The organism is Microbacterium sp. LMI12-1-1.1 (assembly GCF_040676455.1).
GTDB lineage: Bacteria > Actinomycetota > Actinomycetes > Actinomycetales > Microbacteriaceae > Microbacterium.
Map to the genome: position 1 here is coordinate 468,639 of NZ_JBEGIA010000001.1, position 12,834 is coordinate 481,472.

The window sequence follows — 12,834 nt, forward strand, 5'->3', positions numbered from 1 at the left end:
CCTCTCGGATCAGGCGGCGGCTGCCGCGGGGATGATCGGCCAGTCGCGGGGAATGACCAGGTTCGGGTCGCGCCGGTCGGCGGGAGCCTTGGTGCGGAACCACTTCTCGAGGTCCGCGCTCTGCTCCGCCTTCCAGACGCGCTGGTAATGCTGCAGGCGAGTGATCGTCTGCCCCTGCAGGTACTCGTGACGGAGCTGCTGCAGCGCGACCCGGCCGGCCATGAGGCAGTCGGCCGACGCGTCGTGCGCGTTCTCCTCGACCGGCACGCCGTAGATCGGTGCGACGGCGGTGAGCTTGCGCGCACCCGAGCCGCGGCGGAACTTGTAGATCCGCTTGTCCAGCACGAGCGGGTCGATCACGTTGACGCGGCTGTAGTCGATCTCCTCGAGCCCGTGCCGGCGGAGCTCGGCGTTGAGGATCGTGGTATCGAACTGGGCGTTGTAGATCACGAGCGCGACGTCGGGGCGGTCATAGACCTCGGCGACGATGATCGAGCGGATCTGCTCGAGTACCGAGCGCACGTCAGGGTTGCCGTGCTGCTGGAGGTGCTCGGTCGACAGCCCGTGGACGCGCGCGGCCCCCTCGGGGACCGGCACGCCGGGGTTGATGAGCCAGGTCTGCGCCTTCTGCCAGTGCCCGTCCGGCCCCATGAGGCCGAGGAACGCCTGGACGATCCGGTCGTTCTCGACGTCGGTGCCAGTGGTCTCCGTGTCGAACGGGACGAGGATGACGCTCATGCTGCGGCCCTCTCTCGGCGCGGGACCGGCGCCAGCGCGCTCGGGCTCGTGTCCGCCTTGTAGCTCGGCGGGCCGAACAGCATCGCCTCCAGCTCGGTGCGCGCGGTGGCGTCCTCGGGGCTGTCGCTCGGGAAGCGCGCGGTGATCTGTCCGCGGACGGTCGCCTCCTGCTCCTCGGTGACGTGCGGGATGTCACCCAGGGCCCAGATGAGGGAGGGGTCGGAGACGCCGACGTCGCGGCGGAGTTCTGCGCGGCTCACTCGGCGCCCTCCTCGAGTTCGTAGTTGCGATAGAGGGTGAGCGGCGACATTGTTCCCTGACTGCGCCCGCCGTTGCGCTTGTAGATCACCGTGAAGCCCGACCAGTCGCCGCGGAGGGAGAGGTCGTTGCCGATCTCGATGGTGCTGCCGGTGCTCTTTCGGCGCCAGACCTGGCCGGTGGCGATCGCCGGGTTCATGCGCCGGCTCCCGCGAGGAGCGGCCACTTCATGGTCTTGAGGACCATGGCCTCCTCGCCGTCGTGACCCTCGCGCAGCTCGTACTCGCTGGACTGCGAGCCGTTCTGCAGGACCGCGGTATAGCCCGGCTCAGCACCCTTCGGGGTGGCCACGTGGTCGCCGTCGAGGACTCCCCCGATGACGCGCTTCGAGCGGCCCATCAGAGCTTCTTCCCGTGCATGAAGGCGCGCGTCGCGTTGTACGCGAGCTTCCGGTCGATCTCGATGGCGAGGTCGATGTCGAAGCGCTCCGCGAAGTCGAAGCCGCGGATCTCCACGTCGGCGAGCTCGGCGGGGACACCCTCCGGCTTGAGGGAGCGCCGGACGAGGGATTTGCCCTCCTCGATGCCGGACGAGGCGACGAGCACGAGGTCGGTGGGCAGAACTTCGCTCGGGTCGACGTACACTTCCTCGCTGCTGTAGTAGACCTCGTTCAGGCCCTTGCCCTTTCGGACCTCCTCGATCAGCTCCGAGGTCTCGGTGTCGATCAGCGCGGCCGTGGCGACGACGTGATCGGTCAGGTTCTCGTCGTGCGTGGCCTGCAGCCGGTCCCACTGCGCCCCCTCGAACTTGCCGCCGCGGCCGTCGTTGCGGCAGACCTTGGAGAGGTGGCGGAGGGTCCTCGTGCGGTCGTGGAAGCCCTTCGCGGCGTTGCCGTCGCCGATGAGCTTCTGGACGGAGCGGAGGGCGTCGACCTGCTCCGGCGTGAGGATCTGGAACTGGTAGTCGGTGTCGGTCACTGGGTGGCCTCCTCGGTCTCCGGCTCGATGCCGGTCAGGATGAACAGGATGGTGCGGCGGACGCTCTCGGCGATGTCGGCCGCGTACTTCTGGTGGTCTCTCGGGTTCGACGGGACGCGGGCGATGATGCCGCGCCGGTCCATCGGCATGTCGAACTCGTCGAGCGGCGAGAGGGCGATGCGAATGCCGTGGGGCGGGCTCTGCCAGTCGGTCGGCATGATGGCCGGCGTGGGGGTGGTGCTCACTCCGAGACCTCCTTGGGGTCGACGGCGATGGTGGCGCCGCGGAGGCGGCGGCGGGTGCGGGGCTTCTGCGCGAACGAGAAGATCTCCTCCTCCTGCTCCTCGAGCTCGAGGGCGAAGCGGTCCCAGACGGGCTTGAGACCTCGGTCGGCGGCCTGGGTCTCGATCTGGCCGATGACGTCGCTGACGGACTGGAGGATGGAGACGGGCGTGGCGAGGGGTCCTTCGGGCATGGTGACGCCGGCTTCGAGTCGCTGGCTCACGAGAGCGCCTCCCGGATGGCCGCGAAGAGCGGCTCGTACTCGTCGGGCGTGTGGTACTCCTCCGGGTCGAGCCCGATGGCCTCTTCGAGGTCACCGATCCAGCCGGAGTTGCCGAACGGGCGCTTGCCCGAGAAGCCCTCCTCCTCGGTGAGCACGCGGATGACGAGCTCGGCGATGTACTCGCCGACCGTGGTGGCCTCTGTGTCGCCGCCGTCGTTGAACTCGGCCTTGAGCAGGGATGCGGCGGCGCTCATCGACGCACCCGCCGTCCGATGTCGAGCACCAGGAGCAGGCCGGTGACCACGATCACGAAGACCGGCCAGAACGAGGCGCCCTGGGTTGCGACGGTGACGATGCCCCAGACGAGACCGCCGAGCAGCGCGGCCCAGGCGGCGACCACGATGATGCCGACGAGGATCGTGAAGAACACGACGGCGATGATCGGCCCGAGGTCCTCGGTGAAGTCCTCCACGAAGGCGTGGAGCTTGGCGCGGCGGGTCACCGCTTGATGCCTCCGCTCTCGATGAAGCGGAGCGCTCGGCGGCCGGAGCGGGGGCCGAACGGGTTGAGCTGCTGCCACATCGGCGTGCCCTTGGGCCAGGCGTCGCCGGCGCGGCGGAAGACGGGAGCGATCACGAAGACGCGCTCCTCGAGCTGGGTCTTGGTCTTGACGGGCTTGGTGTGCTGCGTGTCGGCCGGGTAGCCGGCGGCGCGGCGGGTCCTCTTGCGGAGTTTGGTTGCGGCAGTCGCCATTGAAGATTCCTCTCTCTGGATTCTCTCTGAAACGCGAATAGCTAGCTAATCGCGCATCACCGACTCTAGTCGGGACGCTTTGCGATTAGCTAGCTATTGCGTGTAATTAGCTAGTGGCGGCTGCGTTCTTCTGCCACCAAGCCTGGTCGGACGGAGGCGGCGGGACGGAGGCGGCGACCTCTTGCTGCAGCTCGTCGACGACAGATCTCGCGGGCACCTGGACCGCGGTGCGGTTGGCTGGCGTGGGGTTGGTCTGGCGCGCGGCGTTCATCTGGGCGAGGGCGGCGCGGCCGATCTCGGCCACCTTCTCGGCGGGGATGATGACCTCGCGCGGCTCCTTCGGGATCTGCGCCTCGGCCTTGTCGGCGCGCTCGTTCGCGGCCTTCAACTCCTTCTTGAGCTTGGCGATGTCGGCCTTCTGGGTCTTGAGCTCGTCGGCCTGGCGCTTCGCCTTCGCGCGCGGGCTGTTCTCCGACGGCGGCTTCGTGATGAGCGTGCCGAGGGCCTCGGTGGTGAGCAGCACGAGCATGGGGGCGAGCGCGGCGATGGAGGCTCCGACGGCGCCCTCGATCGTGTTCAGCGGGCGCTCGGCGGCGACGTGCAGGAAGTTCGCGCCGGCGCTCGTCGCGGTGAGGACGTAGGCAGCCAAGGCGAGGAAGAACGTCGACTCGCCGCGTGAGCGGCGCGCGAGGGTCGCGAGGGTGAAGACGACGATCGGCACGTCGATCATGACGGGCACGAGCCATGTCATGAAGGGCGGCAGGAGCACCCACTGGCCGACGTAGGCGAGGCCGTTCCACGAGATGAGGACGGCGGCGAGGGCCGAGAGCAGCACGCCGACGTTGACGGCTCGGTAGATGCCGATGGCGTCGGCGTTGAAGCGGGCGCCGGCGCCGGTGCGGTGCTTCCCCTTGCGGGTCAGGGCGGGGGTGTCGATGGGGGCAGTGGTGGTGCTCATCGTGCTCCTTTCAGCGAAGGTTGCGGTCGAGAGTGGTGTCGGCCGCCAGGAGGTGGTCGAACTCGTCGAATGGGAAGCCCGCGGGCCAGGAGCGCTCGATGAATGGGCGCTCGTCGGCGGCGAGGATCGCGCCGGGCTCGGTGCCGACGCAGAGCTCGACATAGCCGTCGGGTGTGATGCCGTCCTGCAGGATCTTGGCCGGGTCAAGGTCGTGCGCGACCAGGAACTCCATGATGGCGACGCGTTCGCGCGAGAGGCTCAAGGCTCCCCCTTCGGGTCAGGCCCCGGCGACGGCCGCGCACAGCGCGACCGCCACCAGGACGACGAGGATCATGTGGAAGGTGCGGAGGCTCACTCGCTGGCGCTGCCCCAGTCGCAGGAGATGCCCGCGCGATAGCTGTAGCTCGTGGCGACACACAGCACTTCGCGGCCGTCGGGGAGCTGCACGTAGCTCACCGCCGGGTCGCTGATGCCGTCCTGCGGCACCTCCGACTCCCCGGCGACTCCGCTTGCATCGCAGCCGGTCAGCGCCACGGCGGCGACCGCGAGGGCCGCCACCGCTGCGACGATACGGCGGCGCATCAGCAACCGCTCCGCTGGCTCGAGCCCCAGAGGAGCCAGAACGGGATCCACGACGGGCTCGTGACGCCGGTGTTGTGCTGCTGCGGCGTGGTCGGCGTGGTGGTCTTCGGCGTCGTGACCTTCGGCGTCGACGGCGCGGGCTTGACCGGCGTGCTGATCTTCGGCGGCGCAACCGGGCGCGGGGCCGGCGCGATCCGCGGCGGCGGCGCGATGCGGGGCATGACGGTGAAGCCCTGGGAGGTCTTCGGCTTGCAGTCCGTCGACGCGGCACCGGAGGGTGCACAGGCGACCAGCGAGGCGGACAGTGCGACGACAGCGGCGACAGCGATGCGGCGGCGGGTCTTCGGGCTCACTTGCTGGCTCCCTTCTTGGCCTTGGCGGCCTTCTTGGCGGGCTTGGCTGTGCCGGCGACGGGTCCGACGTTGCCCTGTGAGGCCTTCTCGGGGCGCTTGATGTCGCAGCCGTTCTCCTTCGGGTAGAAGAACGTGATCGGGTCCCCCAGCGAGGCGGCCGGGTCGATGCCGAGCCAGATGCCGCCCTCGGGCTTCTTGAGGGCCGCGATCCTTCTCTCCTGCGCGGCGCGCGCCTCGGCGTCCTTGCGGGACTGGCGCTCGGCGAGGGTCGTCTCGATGTCGGACCAGAAGCGGTCGGCGCCGGATCGCGAGTCTCCGTCGCGCAGGATGGCCTCGATCGTGAAGTACGCGCGACGCGCGCCGTACTCCTTGAGCTCGAGCGCGTCGATGACCTTCTCGAGGGTCTCGCGGCGGGTGGCCTCGACGGCCGCGGCGACGTCGCTCTCGTGGTCCTTCTTCACCCCGGCCCAGGTCTCCGCGGTGAACGCACGGAAGCCCTTCGGCCACTTGTAGCCGTAGAACGTGTCGCCCTGCGGGCCGAGGGTGCGCTCGACCTCCTCGAATCCGAGCTCTTCGGTGAGGATGTCGGCGGCCTGGCCGTGGGCGCCGAGGCGGGCTTCCGCGCGCAGGCGGCGTCCTCGCTCGATGTCGAGCTGGGATTCGAGGTTGCGGATGGTGGCGGCCTTGGTCATGCGTTCTCCTTGTCGTCGGTGGGCGGGAAGTCGGGGGCGGCGATGGCCTCGGGCCAATCGTCGGGGTCTCGGATGAAGGTCGGGAAGTACGGGACGAGCGCCTGGTAGCCGGCGGGCTCCGCGGCGGGCTGCTCGATGACCTCGCTGTAGAGCGCCTGGCGGGCGCCGATGTCGAGGCGGACGAAGGGGCTGTCGATCGTCAGGCCGGTCTGCTCGGAGAGGCGGGTGGCGAGGGCCGGCGCGTTGTGCTCGGCGATGTCACTGGCGGACTCGAGGTCGGTCGCGTAGACGAGCATCTCGACGGCGACGGTGGCCTCCACGAAGACGACGTAGGGGCGGGGGGCAGGGGCGTCGGTCAAGGGCGCTCCTTTCGGGTTTGGAGGAAGCCGAGGAGGCTCAGGATGAACAGGATGGGGGCGGCGATCGGCCAGAATGGGCCGAACAGGGCGAGCCAGCCGGCGAGGCGCTTGTCGGCGGGGTGGCCGGGGCCAAGCCAGCCGGCGATGCAGACCACGACCCACAGGGTGGCGACGATCCCGTAGATCACGAAGATGTCGGGGAGGATGTCGGGGCGGGTCATCATGCGCGGGCCGCCTTGATCGCGGCCTCGGCCGCCTCGAGCGCATCCTCGTAGACGAGCTGCGAGCCGCCGCCGGGATGCGGCATCGCGTGACAGAGCGCCTCGGCGAGCTGCTCCGCGGTCGGCGTGCGGAACTCCTCGGGCGACGGGAAGTCCTTGGTCACCTCGCGGGCGCGGTCGCCGATCTCGGAGTCGAGGAAGATGTGCGCGAGCGCGGCGAAGAGCTGCCGGCCCTTGATCTCGAGGTCGGAGGTGGCGCCGGCGTCGTAGGCCGCGGCGAGGGCGCGGCGGATGCTGGAGAGGTTGGCGGGCGAGAAGCCGGACCAGAAGCCGTCGGCGGCGATGGTGGCGTTGGCGTAGGCCTGGGCGGCAGCGCTGGTCACGAGGCTCCTCCTGTTCCGAGAATGATGGGGCGGGGGTTGATGACCTGGGCGCCGGCAATGAGGCGGAGGCGGAGCGCGTAGTCGTCGCGGGCTCGCTGGGCTGCCACGCGGGCCTCGTGCTCGGCGCGGAGCTGCATCTGGCGGCGCTGGCCCATGAGGCTGTGGACCAACTTCGGGTCGAGCTTCTCGGGGGCGTTGCGGGCGATGAGGTGGTCGCGGGTGGCTCGGGCGATCGTGAAGACGTTGCCGGTGCGCTGGGCCGCGGTGAGGGCCTCGCCCGTGCGGACGACGAGCTCGTAGTGCTTCGCGGTGGCGTTGCGCTCGCGGATGATGAAGTTGTGCCGGGCGGGCGGGAAGCCGCGAAAGGGCGTGGCTAGCCGGCGGTTCTGTCGGCGCGATTTGGGGTTGGCGATGACGGCTCCTCTCTCGAGCGGGGAATGGGATGAATCTGGGGCCGGGGGACCTCCACCCGACGCACTTTGCGCCTGTGGAAGGTGGGTGGAGGTCCCGGCGACGTCTTCAACACTAGTGGGGATTTAGCTAGCAAACAAGAGGAACTGCGTATTTAGCTAGCAGTATTCAGGGTGAGGTGGGGAGAAGATTTCGCGGGGTGCCGGCCGGAAGGGTGGAAGTGGCTCGAGGTGAGGCCTTTGGAGGCCCGACGGCGGGGAGAGAGGAGGACCCGCCGCCGGGCGAGGCGGAGTCTAAGGGTCAGCCGCGGTCGACGTAGGGGGTCGAGGGTGGGATCTGGAAGCCGAGGGGCTGGTAGCCGGCGTGCTCGACCTGGGAGCCGGTGTGCTCGTAGATGGCCGGCGCCTCGGGCTCGGGCTTGGGGGCTCGAGTGAGCGAGAGGGTGACGCTGAGCTTGAGCTGCATGGGCGGGGAGTCTAAGGGCGTATTAGAGAAAGCAGGATCGGTGCGAATGCTAATACGAGGGCCGGCGGCAGCTCGTCGATGAGGAAGGAGGGCTTCGCCGAAAACGCCGATCGCGCGCAACGTACCTGCGGGTGCGCCCCGCCCCCTGCCGCTACGCGCCGACGCTGACAATCTGAGACCTTTGCGAGCGTGGCCAATCGCTGCGAGCTTGCGCGCGTGTGCTGCGGTGTGGGGTGGCCGTGCTTTGTTGTCCCGTGGGGTGGGCTGTGTGCCTGTCTCTGCCCCTATTAGGGGTGGGGGTGGGGTGTGGGCTACCCCTGCCCTAGTGGGGGTGTGTGTGGGGTGGCTGTGCTGTGGTGTGCTGCGCTGCGTTAGCTAGCTAATGTCACGGTTTGGTAACGATGCGTTGCGCAGTGCTTACGATTCGACCGATGTGTATTTAGCTAGCTACGTACTCACCGCCCACCCCTACCCCTGGAGCTGACATGACCACCACCACCGCCACCCCCATTACCCCCGACATGATCGCTGACGCATGGTTCCGGCGGCCCCTGGGTATGGCGGTCATCACCCACACGGTGATGGGTGCACCCTCTACGTGGCGTGCCGCTGTCATCCGCGTGGAGGGCGATACCGTCACCACCACCACCGACGGTCAGTGGTTCTCCATGGCCACGCGTAGCGATACCGTCGCATGGGAGATTGAGGGCGAGACCCCCACCCCCGCCCCCGTGGGAACCGTCACCACTAACGGCCACGCTCGCGAGCTGCGCACCTACAGCGACCTCACCCCCGAGACGCGCGCGCACTTCGACTACATCACCCTCACCGAAGAGGATGACGAAGCGTATACCCCCCGATTCTTCACGTACCGGGGCGCATGGTTCGATGTCCAAGACTTCGTTGTGATCGAGTCGGACGCTAACCCTTCGGGCATGCGTACCCCCTTCGGACACGTCGTCTCGGCATCCTCCCCCCTGACACGCTGGCACGGCATCGCAACCGACTCCCACGCCACCGCGACAGTGATCCGCTGGGCGCGCGACTGGGACGGTCAAGAGACCTACGATGCCGTCGTCGTCGGCTACTGGGTCGCATCCTGACCCCCCACCCCCTGACCATATTTAGCTAGCACTGGAGAGTGAACCCATGACCGCCATTACCCCCACCCCCGCAGACTCACGCGCGGACGCTGATTCCACCCTGTCAGCCCTGCCCCTTGACGGCGTGATCCGTGTCTATGTGACCGGCGAACGCGTCACGCACGAGTCAGCAGAGCACGGCGACGCAGCAGAGCGCGGCTGGAGCATGCGCATCGGTTCGCCCGATCTCTACCCCTCGCGTAACGATGTCTCCCCCCTCTTTGAGGCGCGCGTGAGGCAGGGCTACATGATCGAGACAGGCTGGACCCTCGCAGACTTCGACGGTCCCGCCGATGCCACTGCGGGCGCTGCGGACACGCTGCGGGATATCCTCGCCCAGCTTGAGGGCGGCTGGCACACTGACGACGGTTCTACCGTGTATGCCGCCGATGCCGTGACCCTGGACTACGCGTCCGATTCCGTGTTCACCTATGCCGTACACGCTCACGTGAAGCACTACGCGGCCGGTCGCGGATGGGTTGAGGATCACGTGAATATCGCCGCGCTTGCGGGCGTGGAGGGCTGACCCATGGCCACGCACACATTCACCCTGACCGGGCGCGAGACGATCGAAGCGCGTATCACGATTGATCCCGGCATCCACACCACATCGGCCTACGGTCTCGCATTCAACGCTGACGCCGACACGGTAGGCGACACCGATTCCACCCGCTACAGCGGCTACTGCCCTACATGCGTCGCCTATCACGAGATACACCGCGTGATCGCTGGCCGTTGGGGTATCGAGTCCGAAGACATCGCCACCGCGGTAGATGCCAACATGCCCCCCTGCCACTGTGACACCGACGAAGAGGAAGACTGACCATGACCACCACACCCCGCCCCGGCACTCGCGTTACTCTCGCCCCGGTTCACGCCGACTACGATCCGCCCCTGCATCCCGGCATGCTGGGCACTGTCCAGGGGGTCACGGGTGCCGCCCTGGCGGTGCGATGGGACGGCATCGGAACCTATGGGGTTGACCGCGCCGACGTGGCACCCATCACGCCACCGCGCTACGGTCTCGCTCCCACGTACAGCCACGCGCTACAGCACAGAGCAACCGGGGCGATTGTCTCGGCGCGTCGCTGGGATCACCCGTCCGACGCGTCATGGTTCCTGGACCGCTTGCCCGAAGCGCTGCGCCGTGAGCTGCGCACAGTCGCCGTGTCAGAGCTGCGCCTACTGGACACCGAAGAGGGCGACACTCTGCCCCCTGATGCATTCCTCACCGCATGAGTACCGCGCATGCGTCCACACTCGAGACGCCCCCACGCGACCCCGCACCCCGCCGACGCACCCCCGCCTACTACAGGCGTCGCACCCTGGCCCGCACCCTCTTCTACTCCCCCATGATCGCCGCATTCCTCGCAGCGTTCGCACACGTCGCGCTGACGACACCCTAGGCGGACACACACCGCCCCACACCCCGCGGCACTCCGCCCGCTCGCACCGGTCACCCCGGCACCCCCACATAACTACATAAAGCAGATACACACATAAGTACTACTAGGTATAAAGACACTCTCAGAGAATCGCTCTCCCCTTCTCTCGACTGGCAACTAGATACGCATTCAGCTAGTGCCTACCCCACATATGCCCCTAAGCACTCTTGCAGTGTGTGCTTATGGCCATACCGATAAGCACGCTAACCCGCTTACCGGTACACCCCTACGCAAAGCACGACACAGCGTATCTAGTTAGGTATCAGCCGATGCCTAACCGAATGCGTATCTAGCCGCAACCGGACAACCGCCCCGCCCCGCCGAGATTAGCTAGATAAATCCTTGACACTTCGTAAGCACTTGCTGATAAGCTGTAGCTAGCTAAACGGCATGGCCCCACCGCAACCCGCGCGAGTCTCGCGCCTCACATCTTGGAGTTGAAATGACCCTCACCGCCACCGCCCCGAGCTGGACCGCAGACACCGATTACCGCACGGAATGGGCAGAGACGTCAGATCCGCGCATCGTCGCCGTGATCGCGCGCGACGCAGAGCCCAGCGCCCCCTACGGTGACGCGCTCTGCCCCGCCTACTACGTCGAAACGCGCGGATACGCCACCCGCACCGACCGCGCCGGGGAGGTCTACCACGACGACGAAAGCGACGCCCTCGCGAGCCTGTGGGCCGATGCCAGAGACCGCGCGCCGCACCGCCGGGACCGCGACGAATTCGCCGCGCGAGTGCTGCGAGCGTTCCACGACACGCGGGCGGTTTCGTTCTCCGGCGGCTATCAGCGCAAGACGACGATTCTTCTTCTCGACACGCCCGCCTACCGCGCCCACGTGGGCCGCGACACGTCGCCCACCGGCGCGACGATCCACACGACGTGGACCGATGACGAACTTTTCGCGGGTGAGCGCGGCGAATGGGTCGCATACCTCGATGGAGAGGTGTACGGCATCGGATACGCCACCCTGCCGGAGCGCGTCACGACGGAGACGCCCATCCCCGACGACCTCGCCGGGTGGGATGTCGAGATCGAGTGTTGGGGGTTCTACGGCGAGACCTACGCCAAAGAGACCGCGCTGACCTTCGAGCACGGCGCGCCCGCACTACCCGCGATGCTGGCCCTCTGACCCGCCCACCCGACACGGAGACCCCGCCATGACTGCCACCGCCACCCGCTGCGACTGCCCCGCCCCCGAAGGCACCGCCCACTACATCGGATGCGCAGAGCGCGCGCCCCGCACCCCCGCCGAGATCGCAGAGCGCGACGCACTCGAAGCACGCATCGCGGCGGCATACGCCGCGGATGACCTGGCCGCGACCCTGCCGGGCGTGCGGCTGAATGTCCCGTGGTGGAGTGCAGAGAGCGCGGCGCGCGACCTCGCAGGGATGCGGCGCTATCACGGCGCGAATGCCGAAAAGTCGAACTGGGACGCGCTGCGCATCCTGGGAGACCTCGCGGCAGATGCCGCCCTACGTGAGCGCGTCGCCGGCCGATCCTGGCACGTCGGCGGCAACCTCTGGTTGAGCGTGTGCGGCCACTGCGACGCGTACACCCTCACGCACGGAAGCATGCCCACATACGCGACGATCGGGCCGCACATGGTCACGGAGCACGGCGCGAAGGTGGGCGGCATCAACGTCGGGTTGCTCCCATGATCCGCCGCGCCCTCACCGCTTACCGCTGGCACCGCGCCCGCCGCTACCGCCCCACCGCCACCCGCACCACGCACCACACCCGCACCCGCACCCGCTGACCCATCCACACCCCAACGAACGGAGCTAGCTAAATGTCGATCCTGGCCACCCTCCCCCCGCTCACCGTCACCGCCGACACCGCCACCGATGCCGCCCGCCGCAAGCTGGACCGCACCCGCACCGGCGAAGCCAAGGCCGCCGATATCGAGCGCCGCCACGCCCGCGCGATGAAGCGCGGCCAGGCCGCCACCCGCGCCGGACGCCGCGCCGCGACCCGCGACTAGACCCCACCAACCCCCACACGCCACCCCATACCAAAGGAAACAGGAACCATGCCGCACTGGAGCCACACCGAAACGCCGTTCGGAAGCATCGTCTACGCCACGAGCAACCGGGGCGATGTCCCCTCGATCACGCTTCACGGCGCGGGAGAGCTGGACGCCGCCGCCGCGCTCACCACTGACCACAACGGCGACAGTGTGCCCAACTGGGACGCCATGAAGGCCGAAGCTAAGCGCCAGGCGGAAGAGGCCGGTGCACCGCTCGCATCCTGGTACACCCCCAATCCGTCACTCACGATCAACGGCAAGAGCTACAGCGACACCGTTTGGGGCGAGCTGCGCACAGACGTCGACGGCATCGATTGGGTGTACTTCCGCAACGGCGGACTCACCGACGCCGCACGGCGCAAGCTCGGCGCGTGGATCCTGGAGAACCGCACCGCACTCTTCGACGGCGAGAACGGCCGCGCAAGCGCCATTGCATCCGCCCGCGACGCGCTGCGATGGGCAGAAATGGCAGTGACGGAGGCGGAGGAAGCCGCCTACAAGGCCCGCACCGAGCGCGACGCCGCACAGGCCAAGCTCGACGAGCTGACGGAGGGCTGAAC

29 protein-coding genes are annotated in these 12,834 nt (G+C 68.1%); 10 read left to right on the plus strand and 19 right to left on the minus strand.

Features of this window, described 5'->3' with window-relative positions; all coding sequences use genetic code 11:
- Positions 1–9: 9 nt before the first annotated feature.
- The 18 genes from MRBLMI12_RS02165 to MRBLMI12_RS02250 form a co-directional block, all read right to left on the minus strand.
- On the minus strand, positions 10–738 hold the full coding sequence (locus MRBLMI12_RS02165; RefSeq protein ID WP_363353502.1) for an exonuclease domain-containing protein: 729 nt from the start codon (positions 736–738) through the stop codon (positions 10–12).
- Complete coding sequence (locus tag MRBLMI12_RS02170) at positions 735–998, minus strand: hypothetical protein (RefSeq protein WP_363353504.1); 264 nt, start codon at positions 996–998, stop codon at positions 735–737. Before MRBLMI12_RS02170 ends, MRBLMI12_RS02165 begins: the two co-directional genes overlap by 4 nt.
- The gene (locus MRBLMI12_RS02175; protein ID WP_363353506.1) at positions 995–1,195 is read right to left on the minus strand and encodes a hypothetical protein; all 201 of its coding nucleotides are present in this window, start codon (positions 1,193–1,195) and stop codon (positions 995–997) included. Before MRBLMI12_RS02175 ends, MRBLMI12_RS02170 begins: the two co-directional genes overlap by 4 nt.
- Entirely contained in the window at positions 1,192–1,395 is a 204-nt protein-coding gene (locus MRBLMI12_RS02180) for a hypothetical protein (RefSeq protein ID WP_363353508.1), read from the minus strand. Before MRBLMI12_RS02180 ends, MRBLMI12_RS02175 begins: the two co-directional genes overlap by 4 nt.
- Complete coding sequence (locus tag MRBLMI12_RS02185; RefSeq protein WP_363353510.1) at positions 1,395–1,973, minus strand: hypothetical protein; 579 nt, start codon at positions 1,971–1,973, stop codon at positions 1,395–1,397. Before MRBLMI12_RS02185 ends, MRBLMI12_RS02180 begins: the two co-directional genes overlap by 1 nt.
- Complete coding sequence (locus MRBLMI12_RS02190) at positions 1,970–2,218, minus strand: hypothetical protein (RefSeq protein WP_363353512.1); 249 nt, start codon at positions 2,216–2,218, stop codon at positions 1,970–1,972. The genes MRBLMI12_RS02185 and MRBLMI12_RS02190 overlap by 4 nt, the downstream gene beginning before the upstream one ends.
- On the minus strand, positions 2,215–2,478 hold the full coding sequence (locus tag MRBLMI12_RS02195) for a hypothetical protein (RefSeq protein ID WP_363353514.1): 264 nt from the start codon (positions 2,476–2,478) through the stop codon (positions 2,215–2,217). The genes MRBLMI12_RS02190 and MRBLMI12_RS02195 overlap by 4 nt, the downstream gene beginning before the upstream one ends.
- Entirely contained in the window at positions 2,475–2,732 is a 258-nt protein-coding gene (locus MRBLMI12_RS02200) for a hypothetical protein (protein WP_363353516.1), read from the minus strand. The genes MRBLMI12_RS02195 and MRBLMI12_RS02200 overlap by 4 nt, the downstream gene beginning before the upstream one ends.
- Positions 2,729–2,980 carry a hypothetical protein gene (locus MRBLMI12_RS02205; RefSeq protein WP_363353518.1) on the minus strand — a complete coding sequence of 84 codons (252 nt, stop codon included), beginning with the start codon at positions 2,978–2,980 and terminating at the stop codon, positions 2,729–2,731. The genes MRBLMI12_RS02200 and MRBLMI12_RS02205 overlap by 4 nt, the downstream gene beginning before the upstream one ends.
- Positions 2,977–3,231 (minus strand): hypothetical protein, encoded by a 255-nt coding sequence (locus MRBLMI12_RS02210; RefSeq protein WP_363353520.1) that lies wholly within the window; start codon positions 3,229–3,231, stop codon positions 2,977–2,979. Before MRBLMI12_RS02210 ends, MRBLMI12_RS02205 begins: the two co-directional genes overlap by 4 nt.
- A 106-nt stretch (positions 3,232–3,337) precedes the next feature.
- Positions 3,338–4,189 (minus strand): DUF2637 domain-containing protein, encoded by an 852-nt coding sequence (locus MRBLMI12_RS02215; protein WP_363353522.1) that lies wholly within the window; start codon positions 4,187–4,189, stop codon positions 3,338–3,340.
- Positions 4,190–4,199: 10 nt separating this feature from the next.
- Positions 4,200–4,451 (minus strand): hypothetical protein, encoded by a 252-nt coding sequence (locus MRBLMI12_RS02220; RefSeq protein WP_363353524.1) that lies wholly within the window; start codon positions 4,449–4,451, stop codon positions 4,200–4,202.
- An 89-nt stretch (positions 4,452–4,540) separates the two neighbouring features.
- Positions 4,541–4,771 (minus strand): hypothetical protein, encoded by a 231-nt coding sequence (locus tag MRBLMI12_RS02225; RefSeq protein ID WP_363353526.1) that lies wholly within the window; start codon positions 4,769–4,771, stop codon positions 4,541–4,543.
- Positions 4,771–5,124 carry a hypothetical protein gene (locus MRBLMI12_RS02230; RefSeq protein ID WP_363353528.1) on the minus strand — a complete coding sequence of 118 codons (354 nt, stop codon included), beginning with the start codon at positions 5,122–5,124 and terminating at the stop codon, positions 4,771–4,773. Before MRBLMI12_RS02230 ends, MRBLMI12_RS02225 begins: the two co-directional genes overlap by 1 nt.
- Positions 5,121–5,816, minus strand: coding sequence for a hypothetical protein (locus tag MRBLMI12_RS02235; RefSeq protein WP_363353530.1), 696 nt, complete (start codon positions 5,814–5,816; stop codon positions 5,121–5,123). Before MRBLMI12_RS02235 ends, MRBLMI12_RS02230 begins: the two co-directional genes overlap by 4 nt.
- On the minus strand, positions 5,813–6,175 hold the full coding sequence (locus MRBLMI12_RS02240; RefSeq protein ID WP_363353532.1) for a hypothetical protein: 363 nt from the start codon (positions 6,173–6,175) through the stop codon (positions 5,813–5,815). The genes MRBLMI12_RS02235 and MRBLMI12_RS02240 overlap by 4 nt, the downstream gene beginning before the upstream one ends.
- Positions 6,172–6,399, minus strand: coding sequence for a hypothetical protein (locus tag MRBLMI12_RS02245; protein WP_363353534.1), 228 nt, complete (start codon positions 6,397–6,399; stop codon positions 6,172–6,174). Before MRBLMI12_RS02245 ends, MRBLMI12_RS02240 begins: the two co-directional genes overlap by 4 nt.
- Positions 6,396–6,779, minus strand: coding sequence for a hypothetical protein (locus MRBLMI12_RS02250; protein ID WP_363353536.1), 384 nt, complete (start codon positions 6,777–6,779; stop codon positions 6,396–6,398). The genes MRBLMI12_RS02245 and MRBLMI12_RS02250 overlap by 4 nt, the downstream gene beginning before the upstream one ends.
- 116 nt (positions 6,780–6,895) lie before the next feature.
- Between MRBLMI12_RS02250 and MRBLMI12_RS02255 the strand changes: the two genes are divergently transcribed.
- Entirely contained in the window at positions 6,896–7,156 is a 261-nt protein-coding gene (locus MRBLMI12_RS02255; protein WP_363353538.1) for a hypothetical protein, read from the plus strand.
- Positions 7,157–7,490: 334 nt separating this feature from the next.
- Here the strand turns inward: MRBLMI12_RS02255 and MRBLMI12_RS02260 are convergent, their stop codons facing one another.
- Entirely contained in the window at positions 7,491–7,655 is a 165-nt protein-coding gene (locus tag MRBLMI12_RS02260) for a hypothetical protein (protein WP_363353540.1), read from the minus strand.
- Between the two features lie 485 nt (positions 7,656–8,140).
- Here MRBLMI12_RS02260 and MRBLMI12_RS02265 point away from each other — a divergent pair, with 485 nt between their 5' ends.
- The 9 genes from MRBLMI12_RS02265 to MRBLMI12_RS02305 all read left to right on the plus strand — a co-directional run bounded on the left by MRBLMI12_RS02265 (position 8,141) and on the right by MRBLMI12_RS02305 (position 12,832).
- Positions 8,141–8,758 carry a hypothetical protein gene (locus MRBLMI12_RS02265; protein WP_363353542.1) on the plus strand — a complete coding sequence of 206 codons (618 nt, stop codon included), beginning with the start codon at positions 8,141–8,143 and terminating at the stop codon, positions 8,756–8,758.
- A 46-nt stretch (positions 8,759–8,804) separates the two neighbouring features.
- Complete coding sequence (locus tag MRBLMI12_RS02270; protein ID WP_363353544.1) at positions 8,805–9,323, plus strand: hypothetical protein; 519 nt, start codon at positions 8,805–8,807, stop codon at positions 9,321–9,323.
- Positions 9,324–9,326: 3 nt separating this feature from the next.
- Complete coding sequence (locus MRBLMI12_RS02275; protein WP_363353546.1) at positions 9,327–9,620, plus strand: hypothetical protein; 294 nt, start codon at positions 9,327–9,329, stop codon at positions 9,618–9,620.
- Positions 9,621–9,622: 2 nt separating this feature from the next.
- Complete coding sequence (locus tag MRBLMI12_RS02280; RefSeq protein WP_363353548.1) at positions 9,623–10,036, plus strand: hypothetical protein; 414 nt, start codon at positions 9,623–9,625, stop codon at positions 10,034–10,036.
- A complete protein-coding gene (locus tag MRBLMI12_RS02285; RefSeq protein WP_363353550.1) occupies positions 10,033–10,203 on the plus strand; it encodes a hypothetical protein in 171 nt (56 codons plus the stop codon). The genes MRBLMI12_RS02280 and MRBLMI12_RS02285 overlap by 4 nt, the downstream gene beginning before the upstream one ends.
- Positions 10,204–10,684: 481 nt before the next feature.
- Positions 10,685–11,377 carry a hypothetical protein gene (locus tag MRBLMI12_RS02290; protein ID WP_363353552.1) on the plus strand — a complete coding sequence of 231 codons (693 nt, stop codon included), beginning with the start codon at positions 10,685–10,687 and terminating at the stop codon, positions 11,375–11,377.
- 28 nt (positions 11,378–11,405) lie between these two features.
- A complete protein-coding gene (locus tag MRBLMI12_RS02295; protein WP_363353554.1) occupies positions 11,406–11,906 on the plus strand; it encodes a hypothetical protein in 501 nt (166 codons plus the stop codon).
- A gap of 131 nt (positions 11,907–12,037) precedes the next feature.
- Positions 12,038–12,229 (plus strand): hypothetical protein, encoded by a 192-nt coding sequence (locus tag MRBLMI12_RS02300; RefSeq protein ID WP_363353555.1) that lies wholly within the window; start codon positions 12,038–12,040, stop codon positions 12,227–12,229.
- A gap of 48 nt (positions 12,230–12,277) precedes the next feature.
- Positions 12,278–12,832, plus strand: coding sequence for a hypothetical protein (locus MRBLMI12_RS02305; RefSeq protein WP_363353557.1), 555 nt, complete (start codon positions 12,278–12,280; stop codon positions 12,830–12,832).
- The last annotated feature ends 2 nt before the right edge of the window (positions 12,833–12,834 follow it).

Coding starts and splice junctions, on each gene's coding strand:
- MRBLMI12_RS02200 (WP_363353516.1), bottom strand. CDS start 2,732: ATGAGCGCCGCCGCATCCCTGCTCAAGGCCGAGTTCAACGACGGCGGC.
- MRBLMI12_RS02260 (WP_363353540.1), bottom strand. CDS start 7,655: ATGCAGCTCAAGCTCAGCGTCACCCTCTCGCTCACTCGAGCCCCCAAG.
- MRBLMI12_RS02285 (WP_363353550.1), top strand. CDS start 10,033: ATGAGTACCGCGCATGCGTCCACACTCGAGACGCCCCCACGCGACCCC.
- MRBLMI12_RS02270 (WP_363353544.1), top strand. CDS start 8,805: ATGACCGCCATTACCCCCACCCCCGCAGACTCACGCGCGGACGCTGAT.
- MRBLMI12_RS02225 (WP_363353526.1), bottom strand. CDS start 4,771: ATGCGCCGCCGTATCGTCGCAGCGGTGGCGGCCCTCGCGGTCGCCGCC.
- MRBLMI12_RS02180 (WP_363353508.1), bottom strand. CDS start 1,395: ATGGGCCGCTCGAAGCGCGTCATCGGGGGAGTCCTCGACGGCGACCAC.
- MRBLMI12_RS02265 (WP_363353542.1), top strand. CDS start 8,141: ATGACCACCACCACCGCCACCCCCATTACCCCCGACATGATCGCTGAC.
- MRBLMI12_RS02280 (WP_363353548.1), top strand. CDS start 9,623: ATGACCACCACACCCCGCCCCGGCACTCGCGTTACTCTCGCCCCGGTT.
- MRBLMI12_RS02245 (WP_363353534.1), bottom strand. CDS start 6,399: ATGATGACCCGCCCCGACATCCTCCCCGACATCTTCGTGATCTACGGG.
- MRBLMI12_RS02300 (WP_363353555.1), top strand. CDS start 12,038: ATGTCGATCCTGGCCACCCTCCCCCCGCTCACCGTCACCGCCGACACC.
- MRBLMI12_RS02210 (WP_363353520.1), bottom strand. CDS start 3,231: ATGGCGACTGCCGCAACCAAACTCCGCAAGAGGACCCGCCGCGCCGCC.
- MRBLMI12_RS02275 (WP_363353546.1), top strand. CDS start 9,327: ATGGCCACGCACACATTCACCCTGACCGGGCGCGAGACGATCGAAGCG.
- MRBLMI12_RS02175 (WP_363353506.1), bottom strand. CDS start 1,195: ATGAACCCGGCGATCGCCACCGGCCAGGTCTGGCGCCGAAAGAGCACC.
- MRBLMI12_RS02215 (WP_363353522.1), bottom strand. CDS start 4,189: ATGAGCACCACCACTGCCCCCATCGACACCCCCGCCCTGACCCGCAAG.
- MRBLMI12_RS02295 (WP_363353554.1), top strand. CDS start 11,406: ATGACTGCCACCGCCACCCGCTGCGACTGCCCCGCCCCCGAAGGCACC.
- MRBLMI12_RS02305 (WP_363353557.1), top strand. CDS start 12,278: ATGCCGCACTGGAGCCACACCGAAACGCCGTTCGGAAGCATCGTCTAC.
- MRBLMI12_RS02290 (WP_363353552.1), top strand. CDS start 10,685: ATGACCCTCACCGCCACCGCCCCGAGCTGGACCGCAGACACCGATTAC.
- MRBLMI12_RS02235 (WP_363353530.1), bottom strand. CDS start 5,816: ATGACCAAGGCCGCCACCATCCGCAACCTCGAATCCCAGCTCGACATC.
- MRBLMI12_RS02165 (WP_363353502.1), bottom strand. CDS start 738: ATGAGCGTCATCCTCGTCCCGTTCGACACGGAGACCACTGGCACCGAC.